General features: G+C 54.5%; 22 protein-coding genes. 15 read left to right on the top strand and 7 right to left on the bottom strand.

The features are described from left to right. Positions 1-10 precede the first annotated feature (10 nt). Complete coding sequence (gene proC, locus K8W53_RS17065) at positions 11-820, bottom strand: pyrroline-5-carboxylate reductase (protein ID WP_023203012.1); 810 nt, start codon at positions 818-820, stop codon at positions 11-13. 139 nt (positions 821-959) lie between these two features. Between proC and K8W53_RS17060 the strand changes: the two genes are divergently transcribed. The 5 genes from K8W53_RS17060 to ppnP all read left to right on the top strand — a co-directional run bounded on the left by K8W53_RS17060 (position 960) and on the right by ppnP (position 3,646). Next, positions 960-1,415, top strand: coding sequence for a YaiI/YqxD family protein (locus tag K8W53_RS17060; RefSeq protein ID WP_000158137.1), 456 nt, complete (start codon positions 960-962; stop codon positions 1,413-1,415). A 184-nt stretch (positions 1,416-1,599) separates the two neighbouring features. Continuing rightward, the gene (gene aroL / locus K8W53_RS17055) at positions 1,600-2,145 is read left to right on the top strand and encodes a shikimate kinase AroL (RefSeq protein WP_000983570.1); all 546 of its coding nucleotides are present in this window, start codon (positions 1,600-1,602) and stop codon (positions 2,143-2,145) included. Positions 2,146-2,171: 26 nt separating this feature from the next. After that, positions 2,172-2,363 carry a protein YaiA gene (gene yaiA, locus K8W53_RS17050; protein WP_001143161.1) on the top strand — a complete coding sequence of 64 codons (192 nt, stop codon included), beginning with the start codon at positions 2,172-2,174 and terminating at the stop codon, positions 2,361-2,363. A 250-nt stretch (positions 2,364-2,613) separates the two neighbouring features. Next, positions 2,614-3,291 (top strand): AroM family protein, encoded by a 678-nt coding sequence (locus tag K8W53_RS17045; protein ID WP_001276437.1) that lies wholly within the window; start codon positions 2,614-2,616, stop codon positions 3,289-3,291. A 70-nt stretch (positions 3,292-3,361) separates the two neighbouring features. Then, complete coding sequence (ppnP, locus tag K8W53_RS17040) at positions 3,362-3,646, top strand: pyrimidine/purine nucleoside phosphorylase (RefSeq protein WP_023224693.1); 285 nt, start codon at positions 3,362-3,364, stop codon at positions 3,644-3,646. Positions 3,647-3,683: 37 nt separating this feature from the next. On the opposite strand, the gene rdgC is transcribed toward ppnP, so the two are convergent. Beyond that, entirely contained in the window at positions 3,684-4,595 is a 912-nt protein-coding gene (gene rdgC / locus K8W53_RS17035) for a recombination-associated protein RdgC (protein ID WP_000964305.1), read from the bottom strand. A 125-nt stretch (positions 4,596-4,720) separates the two neighbouring features. Here rdgC and mak point away from each other — a divergent pair, with 125 nt between their 5' ends. Beyond that, on the top strand, positions 4,721-5,629 hold the full coding sequence (gene mak, locus K8W53_RS17030) for a fructokinase (RefSeq protein ID WP_023203014.1): 909 nt from the start codon (positions 4,721-4,723) through the stop codon (positions 5,627-5,629). Between the two features lie 19 nt (positions 5,630-5,648). On the opposite strand, the gene araJ is transcribed toward mak, so the two are convergent. The 3 genes from araJ to sbcD form a co-directional block, all read right to left on the bottom strand. Then, positions 5,649-6,821: an MFS transporter AraJ gene (gene araJ, locus K8W53_RS17025; RefSeq protein ID WP_000755630.1), complete on the bottom strand. Its 1,173-nt coding sequence runs from the start codon at positions 6,819-6,821 to the stop codon at positions 5,649-5,651. Positions 6,822-6,993: 172 nt separating this feature from the next. Beyond that, entirely contained in the window at positions 6,994-10,134 is a 3,141-nt protein-coding gene (gene sbcC, locus K8W53_RS17020; protein ID WP_023224691.1) for an exonuclease subunit SbcC, read from the bottom strand. Next, a complete protein-coding gene (sbcD, locus tag K8W53_RS17015) occupies positions 10,131-11,333 on the bottom strand; it encodes an exonuclease subunit SbcD (protein WP_023224690.1) in 1,203 nt (400 codons plus the stop codon). The genes sbcC and sbcD overlap by 4 nt, the downstream gene beginning before the upstream one ends. Before the next feature lie 214 nt (positions 11,334-11,547). Between sbcD and phoB the strand changes: the two genes are divergently transcribed. From phoB to malZ, 5 genes are all read left to right on the top strand, one after another. After that, positions 11,548-12,237: a phosphate response regulator transcription factor PhoB gene (phoB, locus tag K8W53_RS17010; protein ID WP_000113921.1), complete on the top strand. Its 690-nt coding sequence runs from the start codon at positions 11,548-11,550 to the stop codon at positions 12,235-12,237. 69 nt (positions 12,238-12,306) lie between these two features. Next, positions 12,307-13,602 carry a phosphate regulon sensor histidine kinase PhoR gene (gene phoR / locus K8W53_RS17005; protein ID WP_023224689.1) on the top strand — a complete coding sequence of 432 codons (1,296 nt, stop codon included), beginning with the start codon at positions 12,307-12,309 and terminating at the stop codon, positions 13,600-13,602. Between the two features lie 408 nt (positions 13,603-14,010). Further along, positions 14,011-15,330, top strand: a complete 1,320-nt coding sequence (gene brnQ, locus K8W53_RS17000) for a branched-chain amino acid transporter carrier protein BrnQ (protein WP_023224688.1) — start codon at positions 14,011-14,013, stop codon at positions 15,328-15,330. Positions 15,331-15,404: 74 nt separating this feature from the next. Beyond that, a complete protein-coding gene (proY, locus tag K8W53_RS16995) occupies positions 15,405-16,775 on the top strand; it encodes a proline-specific permease ProY (protein ID WP_023224687.1) in 1,371 nt (456 codons plus the stop codon). Between the two features lie 161 nt (positions 16,776-16,936). Next, positions 16,937-18,754, top strand: coding sequence for a maltodextrin glucosidase (gene malZ, locus K8W53_RS16990; RefSeq protein WP_023224686.1), 1,818 nt, complete (start codon positions 16,937-16,939; stop codon positions 18,752-18,754). Between the two features lie 71 nt (positions 18,755-18,825). On the opposite strand, the gene K8W53_RS16985 is transcribed toward malZ, so the two are convergent. Continuing rightward, positions 18,826-19,428 carry a peroxiredoxin gene (locus K8W53_RS16985; RefSeq protein ID WP_000244731.1) on the bottom strand — a complete coding sequence of 201 codons (603 nt, stop codon included), beginning with the start codon at positions 19,426-19,428 and terminating at the stop codon, positions 18,826-18,828. A 209-nt stretch (positions 19,429-19,637) separates the two neighbouring features. Further along, on the bottom strand, positions 19,638-20,219 hold the full coding sequence (gene acpH, locus K8W53_RS16980; RefSeq protein WP_023224685.1) for an ACP phosphodiesterase: 582 nt from the start codon (positions 20,217-20,219) through the stop codon (positions 19,638-19,640). A gap of 93 nt (positions 20,220-20,312) precedes the next feature. Here acpH and queA point away from each other — a divergent pair, with 93 nt between their 5' ends. The 4 genes from queA (at position 20,313) to secD (ending at position 24,931) form a co-directional block, all read left to right on the top strand. Then, positions 20,313-21,377: a tRNA preQ1(34) S-adenosylmethionine ribosyltransferase-isomerase QueA gene (gene queA / locus K8W53_RS16975; RefSeq protein WP_001266530.1), complete on the top strand. Its 1,065-nt coding sequence runs from the start codon at positions 20,313-20,315 to the stop codon at positions 21,375-21,377. A gap of 196 nt (positions 21,378-21,573) precedes the next feature. Further along, positions 21,574-22,701, top strand: a complete 1,128-nt coding sequence (gene tgt / locus K8W53_RS16970; RefSeq protein WP_023224684.1) for a tRNA guanosine(34) transglycosylase Tgt — start codon at positions 21,574-21,576, stop codon at positions 22,699-22,701. 22 nt (positions 22,702-22,723) lie between these two features. After that, the gene (gene yajC / locus K8W53_RS16965) at positions 22,724-23,056 is read left to right on the top strand and encodes a preprotein translocase subunit YajC (RefSeq protein ID WP_000007628.1); all 333 of its coding nucleotides are present in this window, start codon (positions 22,724-22,726) and stop codon (positions 23,054-23,056) included. Between the two features lie 27 nt (positions 23,057-23,083). Further along, the gene (gene secD / locus K8W53_RS16960) at positions 23,084-24,931 is read left to right on the top strand and encodes a protein translocase subunit SecD (RefSeq protein WP_000934811.1); all 1,848 of its coding nucleotides are present in this window, start codon (positions 23,084-23,086) and stop codon (positions 24,929-24,931) included. Positions 24,932-24,933 lie beyond the last annotated feature (2 nt).

The raw sequence follows: 24,933 nt of genomic DNA, 5'->3' as shown, positions 1-24,933 counted from the left end.
CAGCCGGGCTTCAGGATTTACTGAGCGCCTCTGATTTTTCCATACACTTCGTCATCGCTTCTATTACCGCAGCGCGGAAGCCACGTTCTTCCAGAACGCGTACGGCTTCAATCGTCGTTCCGCCAGGCGAGCACACCATATCTTTCAGTTCGCCGGGATGCTTTCCGGTTTCGAGTACCATTTTCGCCGACCCCATGACGGCCTGCGCGGCGAATTTATAAGCCTGAGCGCGAGGCATACCGCCAAGAACGGCTGCGTCCGCCATCGCCTCGATAAACATAAAGACATAGGCCGGCGAAGATCCGCTCACGCCAACCACCGGATGGATCATCGGCTCAGCAATCACTTCCGCCTCGCCAAAGCAGCGGAAAATATTCAGCACATCAGCCGTATCTTCCGGTGTGACCAGCGCGTTGGGCGTGACGGAGGTCATTCCTGCGTTGACCAGCGACGGCGTATTCGGCATAGCGCGAATGATTTTACGGTCGTGTCCCAGCGCGCGCGCAAGCTGATCAAGCGTTACGCCTGCGGCGATAGAGACCACCAGTGAGTCTTTGTTCAGGCTGGAGGAGATTTCACTGAGCACTTTCACCATAATGCCCGGTTTTACCGCGCCGAAAACGATATCCGCGACCTGAGCGACCTCCTGCGCGCTTTGCGCCGCATTAATGCCGTACTGGTCATGCAGGGCGGCAACTTTATCGTGGGAGGGGGTGTAGACCCAGATCTGACCGGGAAGTACCTGACCGCTAGCAATCAGTCCGCCAAGAATAGCCTTGCCCATATTACCGCAGCCAATAAAACCGATTTTCTTCTCCATCTCGTCACTCCCTATGTTTGTGTGTTATGGGGAATGGTTAGCTTAACGCGGATTGAAAACGGGCAGAAGGAGAAACAGCACTTTGATGAAAGACAAAAGCGCGAGACAATAAAAGATTGTATACCGTACGGGAGACATTATGACCATCTGGGTGGATGCGGATGCGTGTCCGAATGTCATTAAAGAAATTTTGTATCGCGCCGCCGAGCGGATGCAGTTGCCGCTTATTCTGGTTGCCAATCAGGCCTTGCGCGTGCCGCCTTCGCGTTTTATCCGCACGCTCCGCGTGGCCGCCGGGTTTGACGTGGCGGATAACGAAATCGTGCGTCAATGCGAAGCGGGCGATCTGGTGATTACCGCGGATATTCCGCTGGCGGCTGAAGTACTGGAAAAAGGCGCTGCGGCTCTTAATCCCCGGGGAGAACGCTATAGCGACGCCACGATTCGCGAACGTCTGACGATGCGTGACTTTATGGACACGCTACGCGCCAGCGGCGTACAAACGGGGGGGCCAAACACTCTCTCGCCGCGCGATCGTCAGCATTTTGCCGCCGAGCTGGATAAGTGGTGGCTGGAAAGCCAGCGTAAAAAATAAATCCTGTAATGAAAAATTTACAGTTTATTCATTTCTGATTCTTGCTATAGTACTAATATTGTGACTTTAGTACCTTTGTGTAAATTATTATTTACATTTATGCGTTGTACTAGTTAGATGATATGATTATAACATTGCTGATATCAAATCCTGCGTATGCGCAGTTCCTGGGGGAACGCCTGCTATGATGCAACCTCTTTATCTTGTTGGCCCGCGGGGCTGTGGGAAAACCACCATCGGTATGGCGCTGGCGCAGGCAACCGGTTTTCGGTTTGCAGATACCGACCGCTGGCTGCAATCGCACGTGCAGATGAGCGTCGCTGATATCGTTGAAAAAGAAGGCTGGGGAGGGTTCCGCGCCCGGGAAACCGCGGCCCTGGAGGCGGTAAGCGCGCCTTCGACTGTCGTGGCGACAGGGGGCGGTATTATTCTCACGGAGTATAACCGACGTTATATGCACCGTGTTGGCGTAGTGATTTATCTGTGCGCGCCGGTATCCACGCTGGTTAACCGGCTTGAGGCTGAACCTGAAGCGGATCTGCGCCCGACCCTCACCGGCAAGCCGTTGAGCGAAGAGGTTCGGGAAGTGCTTGAGCAGCGTGACGCGTTGTATCGCGAAACGGCACATTACATTATTGACGCGACGAAAACGCCGGCCCAGGTCGTTTCTGAAATTATTGCGGCGCTGCCGCCGTCGACGCAACGGTTACAGGGAGATGTCTATACTTAACGCTCACCCAGAATAAAGGAAACGCTATGCCAACCAGACCACCTTATCCGCGGGAAGCTTATATCGTCACCATTGAAAAAGGCACGCCGGGCCAGACGGTGACGTGGTATCAGCTACGGGCTGACCATCCGAAACCTGATTCGCTCATCAGCGAGCATCCGACCGCAGAAGAAGCGATGGATGCGAAAAAACGTTACGAAGATCCGGATAAATCATAGACGCATGAACCACTCGGAAGGGATTCTGAGTACCCCTAAATTGTATCTCCATCACATTCTTGAAACATTTATACTGGCAACTAAAACCGTAAATTAAGCGATAACAATACAATATTGGAGTTATTTAGAATCTTTACACAATACGTTGCTCATCTGCTGCTACGCTTTCTGAGATTTGTAGGGCAGGTAGCGCGGTGAGCGTGTGAATATTTGCCCGGGAATTACGACGAAGTAATAAGGTGGAATAAAAATGAGTGCGTCGTTGGCAATCCTCACAATCGGCGTTGTGCCAATGAGCGAAGTGTTACCGCTTCTGACGGAATACATCGACGAACAACACATCACCCATCATAGCCTGCTGGGAAAAATGAGCCGGGAAGACGTTATGGCGGATTACGCTGTAGAGCCTGGCGACGATCCGCTTTTGACGTTGCTGAATGATAACCAGATAGCCCATGTTTCCCGTCAGAAAGTGGAGCGAGATTTACAGAGCGTTGTCGAGGTGCTGGATAACCAGGGTTATGATGTCATTATACTGATGAGCACCGCGGCGATTAAAAGTATGGCAGCCCGTAATTCTATTTTGCTTGAACCGCTGCGTATTATTCCACCGCTTGTCGCCTCTATTGTGGATGGGCATCAGGTGGGCGTGATTGTGCCTGTTGCAGAACTTCTGGCGGCCCAGGAGAAAAAATGGCAGGTATTGCAAATGCCGCCGGTGTATTCGCTGGCGAATCCGGTTCACGGTTCTGAGCAACAGTTAATTGATGCCGGACAGGCGCTACTGGATCAAGGCGCGGACGTCATTATGCTGGATTGTCTGGGTTTTCATCAGCGTCATCGGGATATTTTACAGCAGGCGCTGGATGTGCCGGTTTTACTCTCTAACGTTTTGATTGCGCGGTTAGCTTCAGAACTGCTTGTCTAATTTTACGTGACAGGCCGAACGTCAGGACTCTATATTGGGTGTTAATTTAATAATGAGACGGGGCCTGATTATGCTACAAAGCAATGAATACTTTTCCGGGAAAGTGAAGTCTATTGGATTTACCAGCAGTAGCATCGGCCGGGCCAGCGTTGGTGTGATGGCGGAAGGGGAGTATACATTTGGCACCGCCGAACCCGAAGAGATGACGGTTGTGAGCGGCGCGTTGAAGGTACTGTTGCCGGGAGCTGTCGAATGGAAAGTGTATACAGCCGGTGAGGTGTTTAACGTGCCTGGCCACAGCGAGTTTCATCTCCAGGTTGCTGAGCCCACCTCGTATCTGTGCCGCTATTTGTAACGGTGAGTCCCCTCTCCGGCGGAGAGGGACCCTCTGGTTAGCGCTGCGCTTCGCCGCCTAATCCTTCCACCAGGCTTTGAATCAGCGCCGCCAGCTCGCCGGTCATCAGGATAAAGTCCGCGTCAAAACGTTGGGCAAAATCTTCCCGGTCGATATCTTCGTTCTGATCGCGCAGCTCATCGCAGAATTTCAGACGCTTAATGGAGCCGTCGTCGCACATGACGAATTGAATGCGCTGCTGCCAGTCGAGCGCCAGCTTCGTGACCACTTTACCCGCTTCAATATGAACGGCGATCTCGTCGCTGACCAGATCCTGCTTTTTCGCGCGGATCACGCCGCCATCTTCCAGCATCGCTTTCAATTCGGCTTCGTCCAGCAACTGGAAACCCTGAGCGACCGTACCGGAGCGCACCCACTCGGTGAGCGTCAGCTCAATCGGATTTTCCAGCGCCAGCGGGACGACCGGCAGCGAGCCAAGACTTTTACGCAGTAGCGCCAAAGTATCTTCCGCTTTTTTCGCGCTGGCGCAGTCAACCATAATCAGGCCGTTAACGGTATCAATCCACATCATTGTCTGACTGAAGCGGCTAAACGCGCGCGGCAGCAACGAATGCAACACTTCATCCTTCAGGGAATCTTTTTCCGTCTTCTTCAGCTTGCGTCCCTGATCGGCTTCCAGTTTCTGGATTTTCGCCTCCAGTGCCTGTTTGATCACTGGCGATGGCAGGATTTTCTCTTCTTTGCGCGCGCAAATAATAATTTGGCCATTGGCGGTGTGCGTTAACGCATCGCTGTGAGAGCCCATCGGCGGAACCCAGCCCATTTTGGCCATATCCTGGCTACCGCATGGGGTAAACGTCATTGAGGCGAGCTGTTTCTCCATCTCTTCGGCGCGTAATGTAATATCGCGGCTAAGACGGTAAACCATTAAATTTTTGAACCACAGCATGATAATTTCCACGGCCTTGTCGTTAAATCAAGGCGGTATAGTAACGAATTGTCGGCAGGCTTGCATTGCCAATCAGAACGGTGAATTCTACCCTGTTGATATTCCCAAAAAATGAGGAGCGGTATGTGCGTATTGGTATCGATTTAGGCGGCACAAAAACGGAAGTCATTGCGCTTGATGATGCAGGAGAGCAGCGGTTTCGCCATCGTCTGCCTACGCCGCGGGAGGATTATCAGCAAACGATAGAAACCATCGCTACGCTGGTCGACATGGCGGAACAGGCGACCGGCCAGACCGGTAGCGTTGGCATTGGCATTCCCGGTTCTCTCTCGCCTTACACCGGCGTGGTAAAAAACGCTAACTCTACGTGGCTTAACGGCCAGCCGTTCGATAGCGATGTGAGCCGTCGTCTGAAGCGTGAAGTGCGGTTAGCCAACGATGCCAATTGCCTGGCGGTATCGGAAGCGGTAGATGGCGCGGCGGCGGGGGCGCAAACGGTATTTGCAGTGATTATCGGTACCGGGTGCGGCGCGGGCGTAGCGCTAAATGGCCGGGTGCACATCGGCGGCAACGGTACGGCAGGTGAATGGGGTCACAATCCGTTGCCGTGGATGGATGACGATGAGTTGCGTTACCGCGAAGAAATTCCCTGTTATTGCGGTAAACAAGGCTGTATCGAAACCTTTATTTCCGGTACGGGATTTGCCACGGATTACCAGCGTTTGAGCGGTAACGCGCTAAAAGGCGATGAGATTATTCGTCTGGTCGACGCGCAGGACGCCGTGGCGGAACTGGCGTTAAGCCGTTATGAGCTGCGGCTGGCGAAAGCATTATCTCATGTCGTGAATATTCTGGATCCGGATGTCATTGTGCTGGGCGGCGGTATGAGCAATGTTGAGCGCCTGTACAAGACGGTTCCGTCGCTGATGAAATCGTTTGTTTTTGGCGGCGAGTGCGAGACGCCGGTACGTAAGGCGCGGCATGGCGATTCAAGCGGCGTGCGCGGCGCGGCCTGGCTGTGGCCGCTGGCGTAATGTTTTTAGCCGGATGGTGTCATCCGGCAACCGGCGTGACCGATGGCTGCTTGTGTTTTAGACGTCCGTATACCAGCAACGACGACATGGCGGAAAACGAGAGCAGGGCGGCGGGAAGCGCCACATAGTGGTACGCAAAACCTAGCGTCAGCATCAGCCCGCCGCACCAGGCGCCAATCGCGCTACCGAGATTAAACGCGATTTGCCCTCCCGCCGCGCCCAGCAGTTCGCCGCCTTTGGCGTTTTGCAGTAGCAGGATTTGCAGCGGCGCAGAGAGCGCAAACAGACCAGCGCAGCAGATAAACGCGAAAGTCAGCGATGCCGTTTTGTATCCGCTGAAGAAAAAGAGCGCCATGAGAGAGAGCACGATAACGAGGTCTGTCACTACCGCGATGCGCAGCGGAGTATATCTGCCGGAGAGTTTGCCGCTTAACAGATTGCCTAACACCATCCCTAGCCCGACCAGCATCATAATAAACGTCATGCTCGTCTCCGAAAAACCGGAGATGTACATCATAAATGGCTTGATATAGCTGAACCAGGCAAAAACGCCCGCATTGCCGAACATCGTGGCGGCGAAAATGAGCCACGGCGCGGGACTACGCAAGAAGTGGAACTGCTCGCGCAGGCTGCCTTGGGCTTTGTCGCGAATATCCGGCACCCAGAAGAAAATTGCGGTGAGCACGGCGATGTTGAAAACCGCGATCAATAAAAAGGTGTAGCGCCAGCTAAATTCCTGGCTCAGGTAAGTGCCGACCGGAATGCCCACCAGATTCGCCACCGTCATTCCTGAAACCATACCCGCGACGGCGGCGGTGACTTTCCCGGGGCGGATAATCTTTGACAGGACAATGGCGCCGACGCCAAAAAAGGCGCCGTGCGGAAAGCCGGAAACCAGTCTGCCGACGGCGAGCATCAGATATGACGAGGAAAAGGTAAATATGGCATTGCCCATCACGCACAGCGTGACCAGAAACAGCAGTATATGTTTAAGCGAAAAGCGGCTGGAAAAGAGCGCCATAACAGGCGCGCCCAGCACGACGCCGAAGGCGTAAAACGAGATCATATGCCCGGCGGCGGGAATCGTTATCCCGACATCGCGTGCCAGCTCCGTCAGCACGCCCATAATGCCAAACTCGGCCATCCCCAGTCCGAACGTACCCAGCGCCAAAGAAAAAATAACTTTTTTCATACCACCTGCCGAAAATAAAGGCGCATGTTGCGCGCTGTGGCTGTGAATTGTCACAGCCAATCAACGTATAGCTTGCGGATAAGCGCGAGGTAATACCATTCCTTATCCGTCTTTGTGTATTCATTATTATGCTATGTCATGACAGTATGCTGTGCGCAGGATGACACTCGCGTTACTCCACAGCAAACGCTTTGTCCAGTTTGCTATAACCAAGCCCATTGATTTTTTTCACTTTTATCTGCACGGGGATACGTTCTTTCATGGCTTCCACGTGGCTAATCACACCGATGGTCTTCCCGCTGGCATTCAGCGCGTCGAGCGCATCCAGCGCGGCGTCCAGCGTTTCGCTATCAAGCGTGCCGAAGCCTTCGTCGAGGAACAAAGAATCAATGCGCGTTTTATGGCTGACCAAATCTGATAACGCCAGCGCCAGCGCCAGGCTGACCAGGAAACTTTCGCCGCCTGATAACGTTCGCGTATCGCGCACGGCGTCGGCCTGCCAGGTATCGACAACCTCCAGTTCCAGCGCGTCGCTGGCTTTGCGCTGCAATAAATAGCGGCCATGCAGGCGGGTGAGCTGATGATTCGCCAGCCAGACCAGATTATCCAGCGTCAGTCCCTGGGCGAATTTGCGGAACTTATCACCTTCTTTAGAGCCGATCAGCGCATTGAGATAGCCCCAGTCTTCCACTTGCTGAGAGGCTTGTTTCATTTCCGCCATCAGCGCCCGTTGGCGCTGCCGATTATCTGCATCCTGTTTAATTTGCTGGCGGATTTCCCCCTGGCGTGTCGTGTTTTCACGCAGTTGTTGCGCCAACTGCGCCAGCCGCTGCGCGAGCTGCTCCGCCGTACACGTTGGGTCCAGACCGGCGGGCGGCTGTTGCTGATGGTCAGCCAGCGCCTGCGCGGACTGCGCGCTTAACGCCTTCGCTTGTTGTAGCTGACTTTCCAGCGTTTGTTGTTGTTTTTCCAGACGGGTCACGGTCTCTTCATCCAACAACGCCGCCAGGAACGTTGCCTGGCTGTCAAACGGGCTATTTTTTAACGCCGCATCAAAGTGCGCTATCGCCTCGGCGGCGCGCTGCTGCTCCTGCGTCGTCTGTTCCTGCAGGGTTTGCAACTGGCTTTGTAATGACACGCACTCATCATGCGCCTGCCGCCAGTTATCCAGCGGCACGTCGTCGTCGGAATCCGCGGTATCCGTTTGCGGTAGCGTCTCCAGCAACGGGGCAAGCCTGTCGATCTGCGTTTGCAAATCCGCGAACTCGGTCTGACGCTGTTGCCATATTTTCGCTTCGTCGGCGCGCTCATTCAGCCACGAAGCCTCGTCTTCTGGCGCTGGAAGGGAAAGCGTATACTGCGCCAAATCAGCCGTCAGCGAGGCCTGACGCTGCGCAATCTGCGCGGTAAAGCGCGCTACTTGTTCAGTATGCGCCGCGATTTGCGTTTGTAGAGCATGACGCTGGCTGAGCTGATCCAACTGTTGCTCATGCTCTTCCGCGGCGGTCAACCAGCCCGCGAGGTCTTCTTGCGGCTGGAGCTGAACGCCCAGCGTAGCGCACAGCGTTTGCCATTCCTCAGTAAGCGCTTGCTCCTCCTGCAACAACGACTGCGCCTCGCTTTCATCCCGCTGTAATTGTTGCGTTAAGGCATCTAACTGTCCTCGCAGCGCCGCGCCTTCTTCCGCCAGCGTTTTGACCTCTTTTTCCAGCGCGTCGCGGCGGGTTTGATTCGCGCTCAGCTCCAGCGCCTGATAGGCGGCGATGGCGGGGTGTGTCGTCGAGCCGCAAAGCGGACACGGCTGGCCGGACTGTAAGTACGCCCGCTGGCTTTCCAGATCTTTGATGCGCGCCTCCTGCTCGCAAATAGTGCGAACGTCCGCAAGCTCCTGCGCTTTAGTCTTATAACTCAGGCGTTTATCCGCCAGACGTTGGGTGTATTGCGCCTGCTCCTGATGATGACGCGCGATAGCTGCCTGTAGCTGCGCCTGACGCTTTTGTTTCGGGACAATTTGCCCCTGAAGCGCGGCGAGACGATGGCGTAGCGGACGCTGTCGGGTATGCAATGCTCTGGCTTCCGCCAGCGCCTGTGGCGTGAGGTCGAGCGTGAGCGGCGGTAGCGCATCACGCTGACGCGTATCGCTCAGCAACTGCTGTTGCCATTGGCTCAGTTGCGCCCGGTCGTGGGATTGTTGTGTTAACAATGCTCGCCAACCCGCCAGTTCGCTGCGCCAGACGCGGATGCCGTCGTGTTCCGCCAGCCATGTCTTCAACCGCTGCCCTGTGGCGTTCAGTTGGGTGAATTGTCGATGCGCGCAGGCGCGGATACGCTGGCGCAGGCGATACGCACTTTGTAAGCGAGCATTCACTTCATCACTGTGTTGGCGAACACGCTCAACGGCGCGGGTTTGTTCCTGAATGCGCTCCCAATGCGGGCGCAACTGGCGAGCAGGTTGCGCCAGCGTCAGCGCCGCGAGCTGCGGCTGCGCTTTTTCTCGCGCCTCTTGCGCCGCGTACAGCGCCTGCTGCCGGGCGTGTAATTCAGTGTGGAGTTCGTTTTTTCGGGTCAGCCAGTGAAGGTGTTGCTGCTGTCCCTGCTGGCTGGCCAGCAGGCGTTTCTCTTCGTCAGTAAGCGCCTGCAAACTGGCTTCCAGTTGCTGTAACTGTTCGTCCGCCAATAGGGCGACGCCGCTGGCCTGCGCTTGTAGCTTTTCCAGTTCGAGACGGGCTGATTTATGTTTTTCAAATACCTGTGCGGAGATCTGCCCGTAAATCTCAGTGCCGGTGAGCTCCTCCAGAAGCTCTGCGCGCTCTTTCGCTTTGGCGTTAAGAAAGGCGGCGAACTGCCCCTGTGATAACAACATCGAACGGGTGAAGCGCCCGTAGTCCAGCCCGGTCAACGTGGCGATCATCTCCAGTTTATCCTTTACCTTATCGGCAAAGATCTTTCCGTCTGAACACCGCGCCAGCTCCACGCGTGGGGCCTGGAGATTGCCGTCAGGCTGATTTCGGGCTCGGTTCTGGCTCCAGAACGCGCGCCAGGCTTCGCCTTTTACCTCAAACTCCACTTCGGCCAGACATTCCGCCGTATCGCGCGTCATCAAATCGTTTTGCGACTGCGATACCGTATTCAGGCGCGGCGTTTCGTGGTACAGCGCCAGGCAGATGGCGTCAAGCAAGGTGGTTTTTCCCGCGCCGGTCGGGCCGGTAATGGCGAATAGCCCGTTACTGGCAAACGGTTCGGCGGTAAAATCGACCTTCCATTCTCCTTTCAGCGAGTTCAGGTTTTTCAGACGCAAACTGAGAATTTTCATGCCTCATGCTCCTCATTCAACGCGTAGAGCGTGCTGGAAAAGAGCTGATTCAGGCGCTCGCGCTGCGGGGTATCTAACGCTTCCAGCGCCAGACGCCGCGCAAAAACCTCTTCCACGCTAAGCTCGCTTAATGTTTCCCGCCGTTCGTTCGCCAGCGAGCGCTCACGCTGTTCGCGGCTACGGCGCACCAGTAATACCTCTACGGGTAGCGACTCCGTTAGCGTCTGTATTCTGCGCTGGATATCATGCAGATAATCATCGGTGGTGATTTCAATATCCAGCCAGACGGGGGGCGATTGCTCAACGCCGCGCCACTGCTCAAGCTGTTCGGTAATTGACGCCAGGTCGCCTTTTAAAACCGCCAGCGGTTGAGTCACGGGGACAGCCAGACTTTCGGTACTTTGCCATTTCCCCTGCTCGAAGGTCACCAGATGCACGCATTTGCTTTTGCCGCACTCATCAAAGCTGAGGGCGATGGGCGAGCCGCAATAGCGGATATGCTCTGTGCCGCCGACACATTGCGCGCGGTGAATGTGTCCTAATGCGATATAATCCGCTGGGGGGAAATGCTGCGCCGGAAAGGCATCCAGCGTACCGATATAAATGTCGCGAACCGCATCGCTTTTGCTGGCGCCGACGGTGGTTAAATGCCCCGTCGCGATAACCGGCAGCTTTCGTTCGCCGCGTAGCTGGCACGCTTCCCGATATTGCTGTTGATAATAATCGGCAATCGCATGAAGAAGTTGCTGCTGTTTCTCGCTGCCGGATAACCCCGCCTGACTGGTAATAATGTCGCGCGGGCGCAAAAAGGGAATGGGGCACAGTACGGCGCCCGGAGAACCGTCGCGACGATGAAGTAGCCGCGGCGCATAGCCCGCGCTGGCGATCACGGTTGTATTGAGAAACGCCAGAATGTCGCGTGACTCGTTTAGTGTGGCGACGGAATCATGATTACCGGCCAGCACCACCAGATGACAGCCCGTTTGCTGTAAATTAACGACGAAACGGTTATAAAGTTCTCGGGCATAGCTTGGCGGCGAACCGGTATCAAAAATATCGCCAGCGACAATAATGGCATCCACCTGATGGGCCTGCGCGGTCTCCAGCAGCCAGTCCAGAAAAGCCTGATGCTCCGCGGCGCGGCTTTTACTGTAGAAATTTTGTCCCAGATGCCAGTCAGAGGTGTGGAGGATGCGCATAATTGTTCCATGCAAAAAAAGCGTGAACGGGATTATACACGTCATCCCCTCCATTTTTGGGCGCAATTTACCGCCGGTACACGGTAATGCACGGTTTCACCGGTGTCATAAATCATCAACATGCTGTCAATGCCGCCTTTTTTTTTCATAAATCTGTCATAAATCTGACGCATAATGGCGCGGCATTGATAACTAACGACTAACAGGGCAAATTATGGCGAGACGTATTCTGGTCGTAGAAGATGAGGCGCCGATCCGTGAAATGGTGTGCTTCGTGCTCGAACAAAATGGCTTTCAGCCCGTAGAAGCCGAAGATTATGACAGTGCGGTGAATAAACTTAATGAACCCTGGCCGGATCTCATCCTTCTTGACTGGATGTTGCCCGGCGGGTCAGGGTTACAGTTTATTAAACATCTCAAACGTGAGGCCATGACCCGGGATATTCCTGTGGTTATGCTGACCGCGAGAGGTGAGGAAGAAGATCGTGTGCGCGGGCTGGAAACCGGCGCTGACGATTACATTACCAAGCCGTTTTCCCCCAAGGAGTTGGTGGCGCGCATTAAAGCCGTTATGCGGCGTATCTCGCCGATGGCGGTCGAAGAGGTGATCGAGATGCAGGGATTGAGCCTTGATCCTGGCTCTCACCGCGTGATGACCGGCGACAGCCCGCTGGATATGGGGCCGACCGAATTTAAATTACTCCATTTCTTTATGACGCACCCGGAACGGGTTTACAGCCGCGAACAGCTACTCAATCATGTCTGGGGCACCAATGTGTACGTTGAAGACCGGACGGTCGACGTGCATATTCGCCGTTTGCGTAAGGCGCTGGAGCACAGCGGCCATGACCGGATGGTGCAAACGGTACGCGGGACAGGGTATCGTTTTTCGACCCGCTTTTAATGCCTTTTCCGCCAGTAGAACACAGGTTTCTGGCGGAGAAGGCTTTCCATTCTTGAGGGAGTATGACGCGTGCTGGAACGGCTGTCATGGAAAAGGCTGGTGCTGGAGCTGGTGCTCTGTTGCATCCCCGCGCTTATCCTTAGCGCTTTTTTTGGTTATCTGCCGTGGTTTTTACTGGCGGCGGTGACGGGACTGCTTGTCTGGCATTTCTGGAATTTATTACGCCTCTCCTGGTGGCTTTGGGTCGACAGAAGTATGACGCCGCCGCCGGGGCGGGGAAGTTGGGAACCGCTGTTATACGGTTTACACCAGATGCAGTTGCGAAATAAGAAGCGTCGCCGCGAGCTGGGGAACCTGATTAAACGTTTTCGCAGCGGCGCGGAGTCGCTGCCTGATGCCGTGGTACTGACCACAGAAGAGGGCGGCATTTTTTGGTGTAACGGTTTGGCGCAACAGATACTGGGGCTACGCTGGCCGGATGACAACGGGCAGAATATTCTCAATCTACTGCGTTATCCGGAGTTTACCCAGTATTTAAAAACGCGTGATTTCACCCGTCCGCTTCATTTGGTGCTCAATACCGGGCGGCATCTGGAGATCCGCGTCATGCCTTATACCGATAAACAACTCCTGATGGTGGCGCGCGATGTGACGCAAATGCATCAGCTTGAAGGCGCCAGACGTAACTTTTTCGCCAACGTTAGCCATGAGTTGCGTACGCCCCTGACGGTATTGCAAGGCTATCTGGAAATGATGCAGGAACAGGCGCTGGAAGGGGCGACGCGAGAGAAAGCGCTGCATACGATGCGCGAGCAAACGTATCGTATGGAAGGGCTGGTAAAACAACTGCTTACGCTGTCTAAAATTGAGGCGGCCCCGGCGCTGTTATTAAATGAAAAAGTGGATGTACCGATGATGCTACGGGTCGTGGAGCGTGAAGCGCAGACGCTCAGCCAGCAGAAACACACCTTTACGTTTGAGGTCGACGATAGTCTTAGCGTTCTGGGCAATGAAGAGCAGCTACGTAGCGCGATCTCAAACCTGGTGTATAACGCGGTAAACCATACGCCGGCGGGAACGCATATTAAGGTGAGCTGGCGACGTGCCGCGCATGGCGCTGAATTTTGCATTCAAGATAACGGTCCGGGGATTGCTGCCGAGCATATTCCTCGTCTGACCGAACGCTTCTACCGCGTCGATAAAGCGCGTTCGCGGCAAACGGGTGGCAGCGGCCTGGGATTGGCGATTGTGAAACATGCGTTGAATCACCATGAAAGCCGCCTTGAAATCGACAGTTCGCCTGGCAAAGGAACGCGATTTAGCTTTGTGCTGCCGGAACGTTTAATTGCCAAAAATAGCGATTAATTGCCTTTCGTAAGTATAACTTTCCATAAGCCAGCGGATGCTGGCTTATTTTCTTTGCAGTTAAGACGGGCTCGTTGAAACATTCAACGTTTGGTGATTTTTTGTTCGCATGATTAGCCATAACTTTTTCATGAGAATGGTGTTTTATTCTGGTTGTAAATTTCATATCGCTATATTCATCTGGTTTTTAGATCCCACCTTGCTTTAAAACATTATAAGCGTTTAAATTGCGCTTCAGGTGCTGTCATTACGACTGCATTTGCGCGGTAAATCGAAAAACAATTCTTCGCCGCATCGGTCCGGGAGCTTTTCCCGCTGAAATTGATAAAAAACGCCGCTTTATAATCCTCCGGGAAAGGCAAAAATTTTAATGTTTACAACATCACCATCCACAGGCAGTAAGACTTTATGACCCATCAGTTAAAATCGCGCGATATCATCGCCCTGGGCTTTATGACATTTGCGCTGTTCGTTGGCGCAGGCAATATTATCTTTCCTCCTATGGTCGGTTTGCAGGCGGGTGAACACGTCTGGACAGCCGCTATTGGCTTTCTGATTACCGCCGTGGGGCTACCGGTTCTTACTGTTGTGGCGCTGGCGAAAGTCGGCGGCGGGGTAGACAGCCTCAGTACGCCGATTGGTAAAGTGGCGGGACTCCTGCTGGCGACCGTTTGCTATCTGGCCGTCGGGCCGTTATTTGCGACGCCGCGTACCGCGACGGTGTCGTTTGAGGTCGGTATCGCTCCGTTGACCGGCGATTCTGCAATGCCGTTGCTGATTTACAGCGTGGTCTATTTCGCTATTGTTATTCTGGTTTCCCTCTATCCGGGTAAGCTGCTGGATACGGTAGGGAATTTCCTGGCGCCGTTGAAAATTATTGCGCTGGTCATCCTGTCCGTCGCGGCTATCGTTTGGCCTGCCGGTCCAATCAGCAACGCCCTGGACGCTTATCAGAATGCGGCCTTTTCTAACGGATTTGTGAACGGCTATCTGACGATGGATACGCTGGGCGCGATGGTGTTTGGTATCGTTATTGTGAACGCGGCGCGTTCTCGCGGCGTTACCGAAGCGCGCCTGTTGACGCGTTACACGGTCTGGGCCGGCCTGATGGCGGGTGTGGGGCTGACGCTGCTTTACCTTGCCTTGTTCCGCTTAGGTTCTGATAGCGCGACGCTGGTCGATCAGTCAGCGAACGGCGCGGCGATTCTTCATGCCTACGTTCAGCATACCTTTGGCGGCGCGGGAAGCTTCCTGCTGGCGGCGCTGATCTTTATCGCGTGTCTGGTGACGGCGGTGGGGCTGACCTGCGCCTGCGCTGAGTTTTTCACGCAGTATATTCCGCTGTCTTACCGCACGCTGGTCTTTATTCTCGGCGGCTTCTCTATGGTGGTATCAAACCTCGGACTGAGCCATCTGATTCAAATCTCCATTCCGGTGCTGACGGCTATCTATCCGCCGTGTATCGCACTGGTTGTATTAAGTTTTACCCGCTCATGGTGGCATAATTCCACCCGTATCATCGCGCCGGCAATGTTTATCAGTCTGCTTTTTGGTATCCTTGACGGCATCAAAGCATCTGCTTTTGGCGATATGCTGCCAGCCTGGAGTCAGCGTTTGCCGCTGGCGGAACAGGGACTGGCGTGGTTGATGCCAACGGTGGTGATGGTGATCCTGGCGATTATCTGGGATCGCGCGGCGGGTCGGCAGGTGACCTCCAGCGCTCACTAAAATCGCTGACATATGTGTACACCACGGGGCTTAACGCCCCGTGGTTTTTTATTGTGTTGATAGGTCAGAAATTGATGGAAAGCAATAATAAGCTAAAGCGTGGGCTGAGCACCCGGCACATTCGCTTTATGGCATTAGGTTCGGCAATCGGCACCGGCCTGTTTTACGGCTCGGCGGACGCCATCAAAATGGCGGGGCCGAGCGTGCTGTTGGCCTATATTATTGGCGGGGTCGCGGCATATATCATTATGCGCGCATTGGGGGAAATGTCCGTTCACAACCCTGCCGCCAGCTCATTTTCGCGCTATGCGCAGGAAAACCTCGGCCCGCTTGCGGGCTATATTACCGGCTGGACCTACTGTTTTGAGATCCTGATCGTCGCCATTGCCGACGTGACCGCGTTCGGCATTTACATGGGAGTCTGGTTCCCCGCCGTGCCGCACTGGATTTGGGTGCTTAGCGTGGTGCTGATCATTTGCGCCATCAACCTGATGAGCGTCAAGGTGTTCGGCGAGCTGGAGTTTTGGTTCTCCTTCTTCAAAGTCGCCACCATTATTATCATGATTGTCGCGGGTATCGGCATCATTGTGTGGGGAATTGGCAACGGCGGGCAGCCGACCGGCATTCATAACCTGTGGAGCAACGGCGGCTTCTTCAGCAATGGCTGGCTGGGAATGATCATGTCGCTGCAAATGGTGATGTTCGCTTACGGCGGGATTGAGATTATCGGTATCACCGCCGGGGAAGCGAAAGACCCGGAGAAATCCATTCCGCGCGCCATTAACTCAGTACCGATGCGTATCCTGGTATTTTATGTCGGCACGCTGTTCGTCATTATGTCTATCTATCCGTGGAATCAGGTCGGCACAAACGGCAGCCCATTTGTGCTGACGTTCCAGCATATGGGGATTACCTTCGCCGCCAGCATTCTGAACTTTGTGGTATTGACCGCCTCGCTTTCCGCTATCAACTCCGATGTGTTTGGCGTAGGCCGTATGCTGCATGGTATGGCGGAGCAGGGGAGCGCGCCGAAAATCTTTGCCAAAACGTCACGCCGTGGTATTCCGTGGATTACTGTACTGGTGATGACGATTGCGCTGCTGTTTGCGGTTTACCTGAACTACATCATGCCGGAAAACGTCTTCCTGGTGATTGCTTCGCTGGCGACGTTTGCGACGGTATGGGTATGGATTATGATCCTGCTGTCGCAAATCGCCTTCCGTCGTCGTTTACCGCCGGAAGAGGTAAAAGCGCTGAAGTTTAAGGTGCCGGGCGGTGTCGTAACGACGATAGCGGGCCTGATTTTCCTGGTCTTCATTATTGCGCTTATCGGCTACCATCCGGATACCCGCATCTCACTGTACGTGGGCTTCGCCTGGATAGTTCTGCTGTTGATTGGCTGGATGTTTAAACGCCGTCGCGACCGTCAATTGGCGCAGGCGTAGTCGTTTTTCTCTGCCTTATCCGGTCTGCAGGCAACGGTAGGCCGGATAAGCGGAGCCGCTTCTCCTCCTGGAGTCTCCTCCCCTAATAAACCCCTGGATGATGAGTTATCCTTTAAATCTCTATGGCAAGGTGGCCCCATTTTCAGTAGAGGGGATACGAGATGTTGAATGCCTGGCACTTACCGGTTGCCCCATTTGTGAAGCAACATAACGATAAATTAACCATTACGCTGTGGCTGAGCGGAGAAAATCCGCCGTTTCGCGTGACGTTGCGCTCAGAATTCGATAATGAAGAAATCTCACTGGCGATGCGCAAACAGCGCCGCCAGCCGCAGCCGGGCGTGACGGCGTGGCGGGCGACGCTCAATATCGCGTTAGGGCAGCCCCGTCGCCGTTACAGCTTTAAATTGCTTTGGCATGACCGCCAGCTTTGGTTTACGCCGCAGGGTTTTAACCGCTTCCCACCGGCGCGGCTGGAACAGTTTGCCGTTGATGTTCCGGACAGCGGGCCGCAGTGGGTCGCCGATCAAATTTTTTATCAGATCTTCCCGGATCGTTTTGCCCGCAGCGCGACGCGTGAAGCCGATCAGGACCGGGTGTACTACCATCATGCCGCGGGTCAGGAGATTGTGCTGCGCGACTGGGACGATCCTTTAACCCCCCAGGCGGGCGGTTCCACCTTTTACGGCGGTTGTCTGAATGGCATTTGTGAGAAGCTGCCGTATCTGAAAAAACTGGGCGTCACAGCGCTATATCTGAATCCGGTATTTACCGCGCCAAGCGTCCATAAGTACGACACGGAAGATTATCGCCATGTCGATCCGCAATTTGGCGGCGATCGGGCACTGCTACGCCTGCGGCGTGAAACCCAGGCGCAGGGCATGAGGCTGGTGCTGGATGGCGTGTTTAATCATAGTGGCGACTCGCATGCGTGGTTTGACAGGCATAACCGCAGCACTGGCGGCGCGTGTCATCACCCGGACTCGCCGTGGCGCGACTGGTACTCCTTTTCACCACAAGGCGTGGCGCTGGACTGGCTGGGTTATCCGAGCCTGCCGAAACTCGATTATCAATCAGAAACGCTGGTGGATGAGATCTATCGCGGTGAGGACAGTATCGTTCGTCACTGGCTAAAGGCACCGTGGAATATGGACGGCTGGCGGCTGGATGTCGTACATATGCTGGGCGAGGCGGGCGGGGCGCGCCACAATTTGCAGCACGTCGCCGGCATTACCCGGGCGGCAAAAGAAGCGCAGCCCGAAGCCTATATTGTGGGGGAACATTTCGGCGATGCGCGGCAGTGGCTACAGGCCGATGCGGAAGATGCCGCCATGAATTATCGCGGCTTCACCTTCCCGCTATGGGGATTTCTCGCCAATACTGATATCGCTTACGAACCACAGCATATTGATGCCCGGACCTGTATCGCGTGGATGGATAACTACCGCGCCGGGCTGTCACATCAGCAACAACTGCGCATGTTTAATCAACTCGACAGTCATGATACTGCGCGCTTTAAAACCCTGCTGGGTAAAGACGCGGCGCGCCTGCCGCTGGCGGTGGTCTGGCTGTTTACCTGGCCCGGCGTGCCATGTATTTATTACGGCGATGAAGTCGGCGTGGACGGCGCAAATGACCCCATGTGCCGCAAACCGTTCCCGTGGGATGAACGCAAGCAGGACGGCAACTTGCTGGCGCTGTACCAGCGTATGGCGAAACTGCGTCAGCGCAGCCTGGCGCTGCGTCGTGGCGGATGCCAGGCGCTGTATGCCGAAGGTGACGTAGTGGTATTCGTGCGAGTTTATCAGCAGCAGCGGGCGCTGGTGGCGATTAACCGGGGCGAGGCCTGTGAAGTGGCGCTGGAAGCGTTACCGTTGCTGAACGTGGCCGGATGGCAATGTAAAACGGGAAGCGGTGACATCCGCGAGGGAAGGCTTCGTTTACCCGCGATTTCCGCGACGGTATGGATGAATCGTTGAGGCGAGGTGGTTCGTAACACCTCACGCATAAAAAAGGCTCGCATTCGCGAGCCTTTTATCAATGTACTGACTTACAGGCTGGAAATGTTCTCAGCCAGGTATTTAGCCACGCCGTCCGGAGAGGCGTTCATGCCTTCTTTGCCTTTTTCCCACTGCGCCGGGCAGACATCGCCGTGCTCTTCGTGGAACTGCAGCGCGTCGACCATACGCAGCATTTCGTCGATGTTACGACCCAGCGGCAGATCGTTTACGACCTGGTGGCGAACAATACCGTTTGCGTCAATCAGGAAAGAGCCGCGCAGCGCAACGCCTTCGTCCGGATGTTCGATACCGTAAGCTTTTTGAATTTCACGCTTCACGTCGGCGACCATTGCGTATTTCACCGGGCCAATGCCGCCTTTATCGACAGGGGTGTTACGCCATGCGTTGTGAACGAACTCAGAGTCGAAAGAAACGCCGACCACTTCAACGCCGCGCTTCTGGAATTCTTCATAACGTTTATCAAAGGCGATCAGCTCAGACGGGCAAACAAAAGTGAAGTCCATCGGCCAGAAGAACAGAACGGTCGTTTTACCATTGGTGTGCTGTTTGAAGTTGAATTTATCAACAATCTCACCGCTACCCAGTACCGCCGCAGCGGTGAAATCCGGGGCCTGACGAGTAACCAGTACCATAATAATTCTCCTGCAATATTAAGGGTTTTAGAACGCAACGCGGGCAGTATAGGGAGGGCGAAGCGACAAAACAATGCGGTCTTGACAATCAATGAGACAGCTTTTGCCTATCGATCGGGTCATTATAAATCGTAATGATGACCCCTTTATGACAGCGAACCATCTTTCTGCCAACGGCGGATCTGACGCACGCCCTCGCTATCAGGCCGTCACAGCGCTTTGCGGGCGGCCTGTGCCATCATACGCGGATAAAAATGCCAGAAGCGCTCTTCTAACGCGTCGTAGTGCGCGTCCAGATCGTACCAGGAATCACGCAAGGCATCCAGCCGGGGACGGCGATTCGCCATGCCATTCAGCACGTTTTGAATGAAATCCATATCGCGATACCGCTCTAACCATTTTTCTGACCAAAGATAATCATTCAGGTTGACAAAGCGCGGCGGGGAGTCGGGCAGAATCGTCGCGACCTGCGCATGGGCGTAGCCGACAAACGCCTGAAGTGGAAAATCAGGAGAGATTTGCGTCCAGTGGCGCGATAAAAAATGATCCCACATGACGTCCAGCGTAATGGGCGCCACGCGCCGCGTTTCATGGCGGAACCACTCTCGCGCCTCACGAACTTCCGGCAGGTTGTCGGTCATGACGTCAATACGCCGATGCATATAAATACCCTCTACCACGTCAGGAGGATAATGCGTTGCCGGGTTACCGCGGACAAAATCGGCCAGAAGATTACCGGAAAGCGAGCTGTTGGCAAGGTGCGCCAGATGCAGGTGAGCAAGAAAATTCATTATTGATTCTCTGTCCAAAAAGCGGGTAACGGTTGCAGCGGGAACGCCCCGGCACTAGACTACCCGCCTCTTATTTTAGTCTGAGTCAGAGTCATGCGCGTTACCGATTTTTCCTTTGAACTACCCGAATCCCTGATTGCCCACTACCCACAGCCGGAACGCAGTCGCTGCCGTTTGCTGTCATTAGAGGGGCCGACGGGCGCGCTGACGCACGGTACTTTCACCGATCTGCTCGATAAGCTCAACCCTGGCGATTTGCTGGTCTTCAATAATACCCGCGTGATCCCGGCGCGGCTCTTTGGCCGTAAAGCCAGCGGCGGCAAGATAGAAGTGCTGGTCGAACGTATGCTCGATGATAAACGCATCCTGGCGCATATTCGCGCTTCTAAAGCGCCAAAACCGGGTACGGAACTGCTGCTGGGCGACGACGAAAGTATTCACGCGACCATGACCGCGCGTCACGGCGCTCTGTTTGAAGTTGAGTTTAATGACCCGCGTCCGGTGCTGGATATTCTTAACGCCATCGGCCATATGCCGTTGCCGCCGTATATCGACCGTCCGGACGAGGACGCCGACCGCGAACTGTACCAGACGGTCTACAGTGAAAAACCGGGCGCCGTCGCCGCGCCGACCGCGGGGCTGCACTTTGATGAGCCGCTGCTGGCGGCGCTTCGTGAGAAAGGTGTCGAAATGGCGTTTGTTACGCTACACGTAGGCGCGGGCACTTTCCAGCCGGTGCGTGTCGATACCATTGAAGATCACATCATGCACTCCGAATATGCTGAGGTGCCGCAAGAGGTGGTCGACGCGGTGCTGGCGGCGAAAGCGCGCGGCAACCGCGTGATTGCGGTCGGCACCACCTCGGTACGCTCGCTGGAAAGCGCGGCGCAGGCGGCAAAAAGCGATTTGATAGAGCCGTTCTTCGGCGATACGCAAATCTTTATTTATCCAGGTTATCAATACAAAGTGATTGATGCGCTGATCACCAACTTCCATCTGCCGGAATCGACGTTGATTATGCTGGTTTCCGCATTTGCCGGTTATCAACACACCATGAATGCCTATAAGACTGCGGTAGAACAAAAATATCGCTTTTTTAGCTACGGGGACGCGATGTTTATCACGTACAATCCGCAGGCTATTTCTGAGCGTCCGTAAGAAGGCTATCTCACTTGCCATTTTGACGCCGGGCAGTGCTCGCCATCCTCACGTACTGCGTGTACGCTCCGGTGGTTGTGCGCTGGTCGACCCCAAACTGGCTGCGCCGATGACGCCTTCGGGAATTTATTAGCTATGGAATCATTCCGTAGCGAGTCGTTAAACGTCGGACTGTTTTTCTGACGCAGGAGTGATAATGAAATTTGAGTTAGATATCACCGATGGTCGCGCGCGTCGCGGTCGTCTGGTGTTTGATCGTGGCGTAGTGGAAACGCCAGCCTTTATGCCTGTGGGTACTTACGGTACGGTAAAAGGCATGACGCCGGAAGAAGTGGAAGCGACCGGCGCGCAGATTATTCTCGGCAACACTTTCCACCTGTGGCTGCGCCCGGGTCAGGAAATCATGAAGCTGCATGGCGACTTGCACGATTTTATGCAGTGGAAAGGGCCTATTCTCACCGATTCCGGCGGCTTCCAGGTTTTCAGCCTCGGCGATATTCGTAAGATTACCGAGCAAGGCGTGCACTTCCGTAACCCGATCAACGGCGATCCGATTTTCCTCGATCCGGAAAAGTCGATGGAGATCCAGTACGTTCTCGGTTCCGATATCGTGATGATCTTTGATGAATGTACGCCGTATCCGGCAGACTGGGACTATGCTAAACGCTCGATGGAGATGTCGTTGCGTTGGGCGAAGCGTAGCCGCGACCGTTTTGATAGCCTTGGCAATAAGAATGCGCTTTTTGGCATCATTCAGGGCAGCGTTTACGAAGATTTACGCGATATCTCGGTGAAAGGTCTGGTAGAGATTGGCTTTGATGGCTACGCTGTCGGCGGTTTGGCTGTCGGTGAGCCGAAAGCAGATATGCACCGCATTCTGGAGCACGTTTGCCCGCAGATCCCGGCTGACAAACCGCGTTACCTGATGGGCGTGGGTAAACCGGAAGATCTGGTGGAAGGGGTGCGTCGCGGTATTGACATGTTTGACTGTGTCATGCCAACGCGAAATGCCCGTAATGGTCATCTGTTTGTGACCGACGGCGTGGTGAAGATTCGTAATGCAAAGCATAAAAGCGACACCAGCCCGCTTGACGCCGAGTGCGATTGCTACACCTGTCGCAATTATTCACGCGCTTACTTGCATCATCTCGACCGTTGCAACGAAATATTAGGTGCGCGTCTCAATACCATTCATAACTTGCGTTACTACCAGCGTTTGATGGCGGGTTTACGCAAGGCTATTGAAGAGGGTAAATTAGAGAGCTTCGTAACCGAGTTTTACCAACGTCAGGGGCGACCCGTTCCACCTTTGAACGTTGATTAATTTTAATAATGAGGGAATTTGAATGAGCTTTTTTATTTCTGATGCGGTAGCGGCAACAGGTGCTCCAGCGCAGGGCAGCCCGATGTCTCTGATTTTAATGCTGGTGGTGTTTGGTCTGATTTTCTATTTCATGATCCTGCGCCCGCAGCAGAAGCGCACCAAAGAGCACAAAAAGCTGATGGACTCCATTGCGAAAGGTGATGAAGTTCTGACGAATGGCGGTCTGGTCGGTCGAGTGACCAAAGTAGCGGAAGCCGGCTACATTGCCATCGCGCTGAATGACACCACGGAAGTGGTTATCAAACGTGACTTCGTAGCTGCCGTTCTGCCGAAAGGCACCATGAAGGCGCTGTAATATTTCGTTTTCCCAAAGGGAACTGCCGTGTTAAACCGTTATCCTTTGTGGAAGTACATCATGCTGGTCGTCGTGATTATCGTCGGCCTGCTTTACGCACTTCCCAACCTGTATGGTGAGGATCCGGCTGTTCAAATCACTGGCGTGCGCGGCGTCGCCGCCAGTGAGCAAACGCTGATCCAGGTCCAGAAAACGTTACAAGAAGAAAAAATTCCCGCTAAGTCTGTGGCACTGGAAGAGGGCGCTATTCTTGCGCGCTTCGACACCACCGATACCCAGCTACGCGCCCGTGAAGCGCTGATGAGCGTGCTGGGGGATAAATATGTCGTGGCGCTTAACCTTGCGCCGGCTACGCCGCGCTGGTTGGCGGCTATTCACGCCGATCCGATGAAGCTCGGTCTTGATCTGCGCGGCGGCGTTCACTTCCTGATGGAAGTGGATATGGATACCGCGTTAGGTAAACTCCAGGAACAAAATATCGATAGTCTGCGCAGCGATCTGCGTGAAAAAGGCATTCCTTATACCACCGTTCGTAAAGAAAATAATTATGGGCTGAGCATCACGTTCCGTGACAGCAAAGCGCGTGATGAGGCGATCGCCTATCTGACGCCGCGTCATCGTGACCTGGTGATTTCCAGCCAGAGCGGTAATCAACTTCGCGCGGTAATGACCGATGCGCGCCTGAGCGAAGCGCGTGAATACGCCGTTCAGCAGAACATTAATATTCTGCGTAACCGTGTTAACCAACTGGGCGTCGCGGAGCCTGTCGTACAACGCCAGGGCGCAGACCGTATTGTGGTTGAGCTGCCGGGTATCCAGGATACCGCTCGCGCGAAAGAAATTCTCGGTGCGACCGCGACGCTGGAATTCCGTCTGGTGAATACCAACGTTGACCAGGCCGCCGCTGCTGCCGGGCGCGTACCGGGCGATTCCGAAGTGAAACAGACCCGCGAAGGTCAGCCGGTGGTATTGTACAAACGCGTGATCCTCACCGGCGACCATATCACCGACTCGACGTCTAGCCAGGATGAATATAACCAACCGCAGGTTAACATCTCGCTGGATAGCGCAGGCGGCAATATCATGTCTAACTTCACTAAGGACAATATCGGCAAACCGATGGCGACCCTGTTTGTGGAGTATAAAGACAGCGGTAAGAAAGACGCTAACGGTCGCGCCGTACTGGTGAAACAGGAAGAGGTGATTAACATTGCCAACATCCAGTCTCGGCTGGGTAACAGCTTCCGTATTACTGGTATCAGCAACCCGAACGAAGCGCGTCAGCTCTCGTTGTTGCTGCGTGCGGGTGCCCTGATTGCGCCGATTCAGATCGTTGAAGAGCGCACCATTGGCCCGACTTTGGGTATGCAAAATATTAAGCAGGGCCTGGAAGCCTGTCTGGCCGGCCTGGTGGTCTCCATCCTGTTCATGATCTTCTTCTATAAGAAGTTTGGTCTGATTGCGACCAGCGCGTTAGTGGCTAACCTGGTGTTGATTGTCGGTATCATGTCGCTGTTGCCGGGGGCAACGCTCAGTATGCCGGGGATTGCGGGTATCGTGTTAACCCTTGCGGTGGCGGTCGACGCCAACGTTCTGATTAACGAACGTATCAAAGAAGAGTTGAGTAATGGCCGCACGGTACAGCAGGCGATAAACGAAGGCTATGCCGGCGCGTTCAGTTCCATCTTCGATGCGAACATCACGACGCTGATTAAAGTCATCATTCTGTATGCTGTCGGTACCGGGGCAATTAAAGGGTTCGCGATTACGACCGGTATCGGTGTGGCGACGTCGATGTTTACCGCGATTATCGGTACGCGTGCTATCGTAAACCTGCTATATGGCGGCAAGCGCGTCACTAAGCTGTCAATCTGAGG

This window comes from Salmonella sp. A29-2, assembly GCF_020150755.1.
GTDB classification, from domain to species: domain Bacteria; phylum Pseudomonadota; class Gammaproteobacteria; order Enterobacterales; family Enterobacteriaceae; genus Salmonella; species Salmonella enterica.
This window is presented reverse-complemented; position numbering and strand designations above follow the sequence as displayed.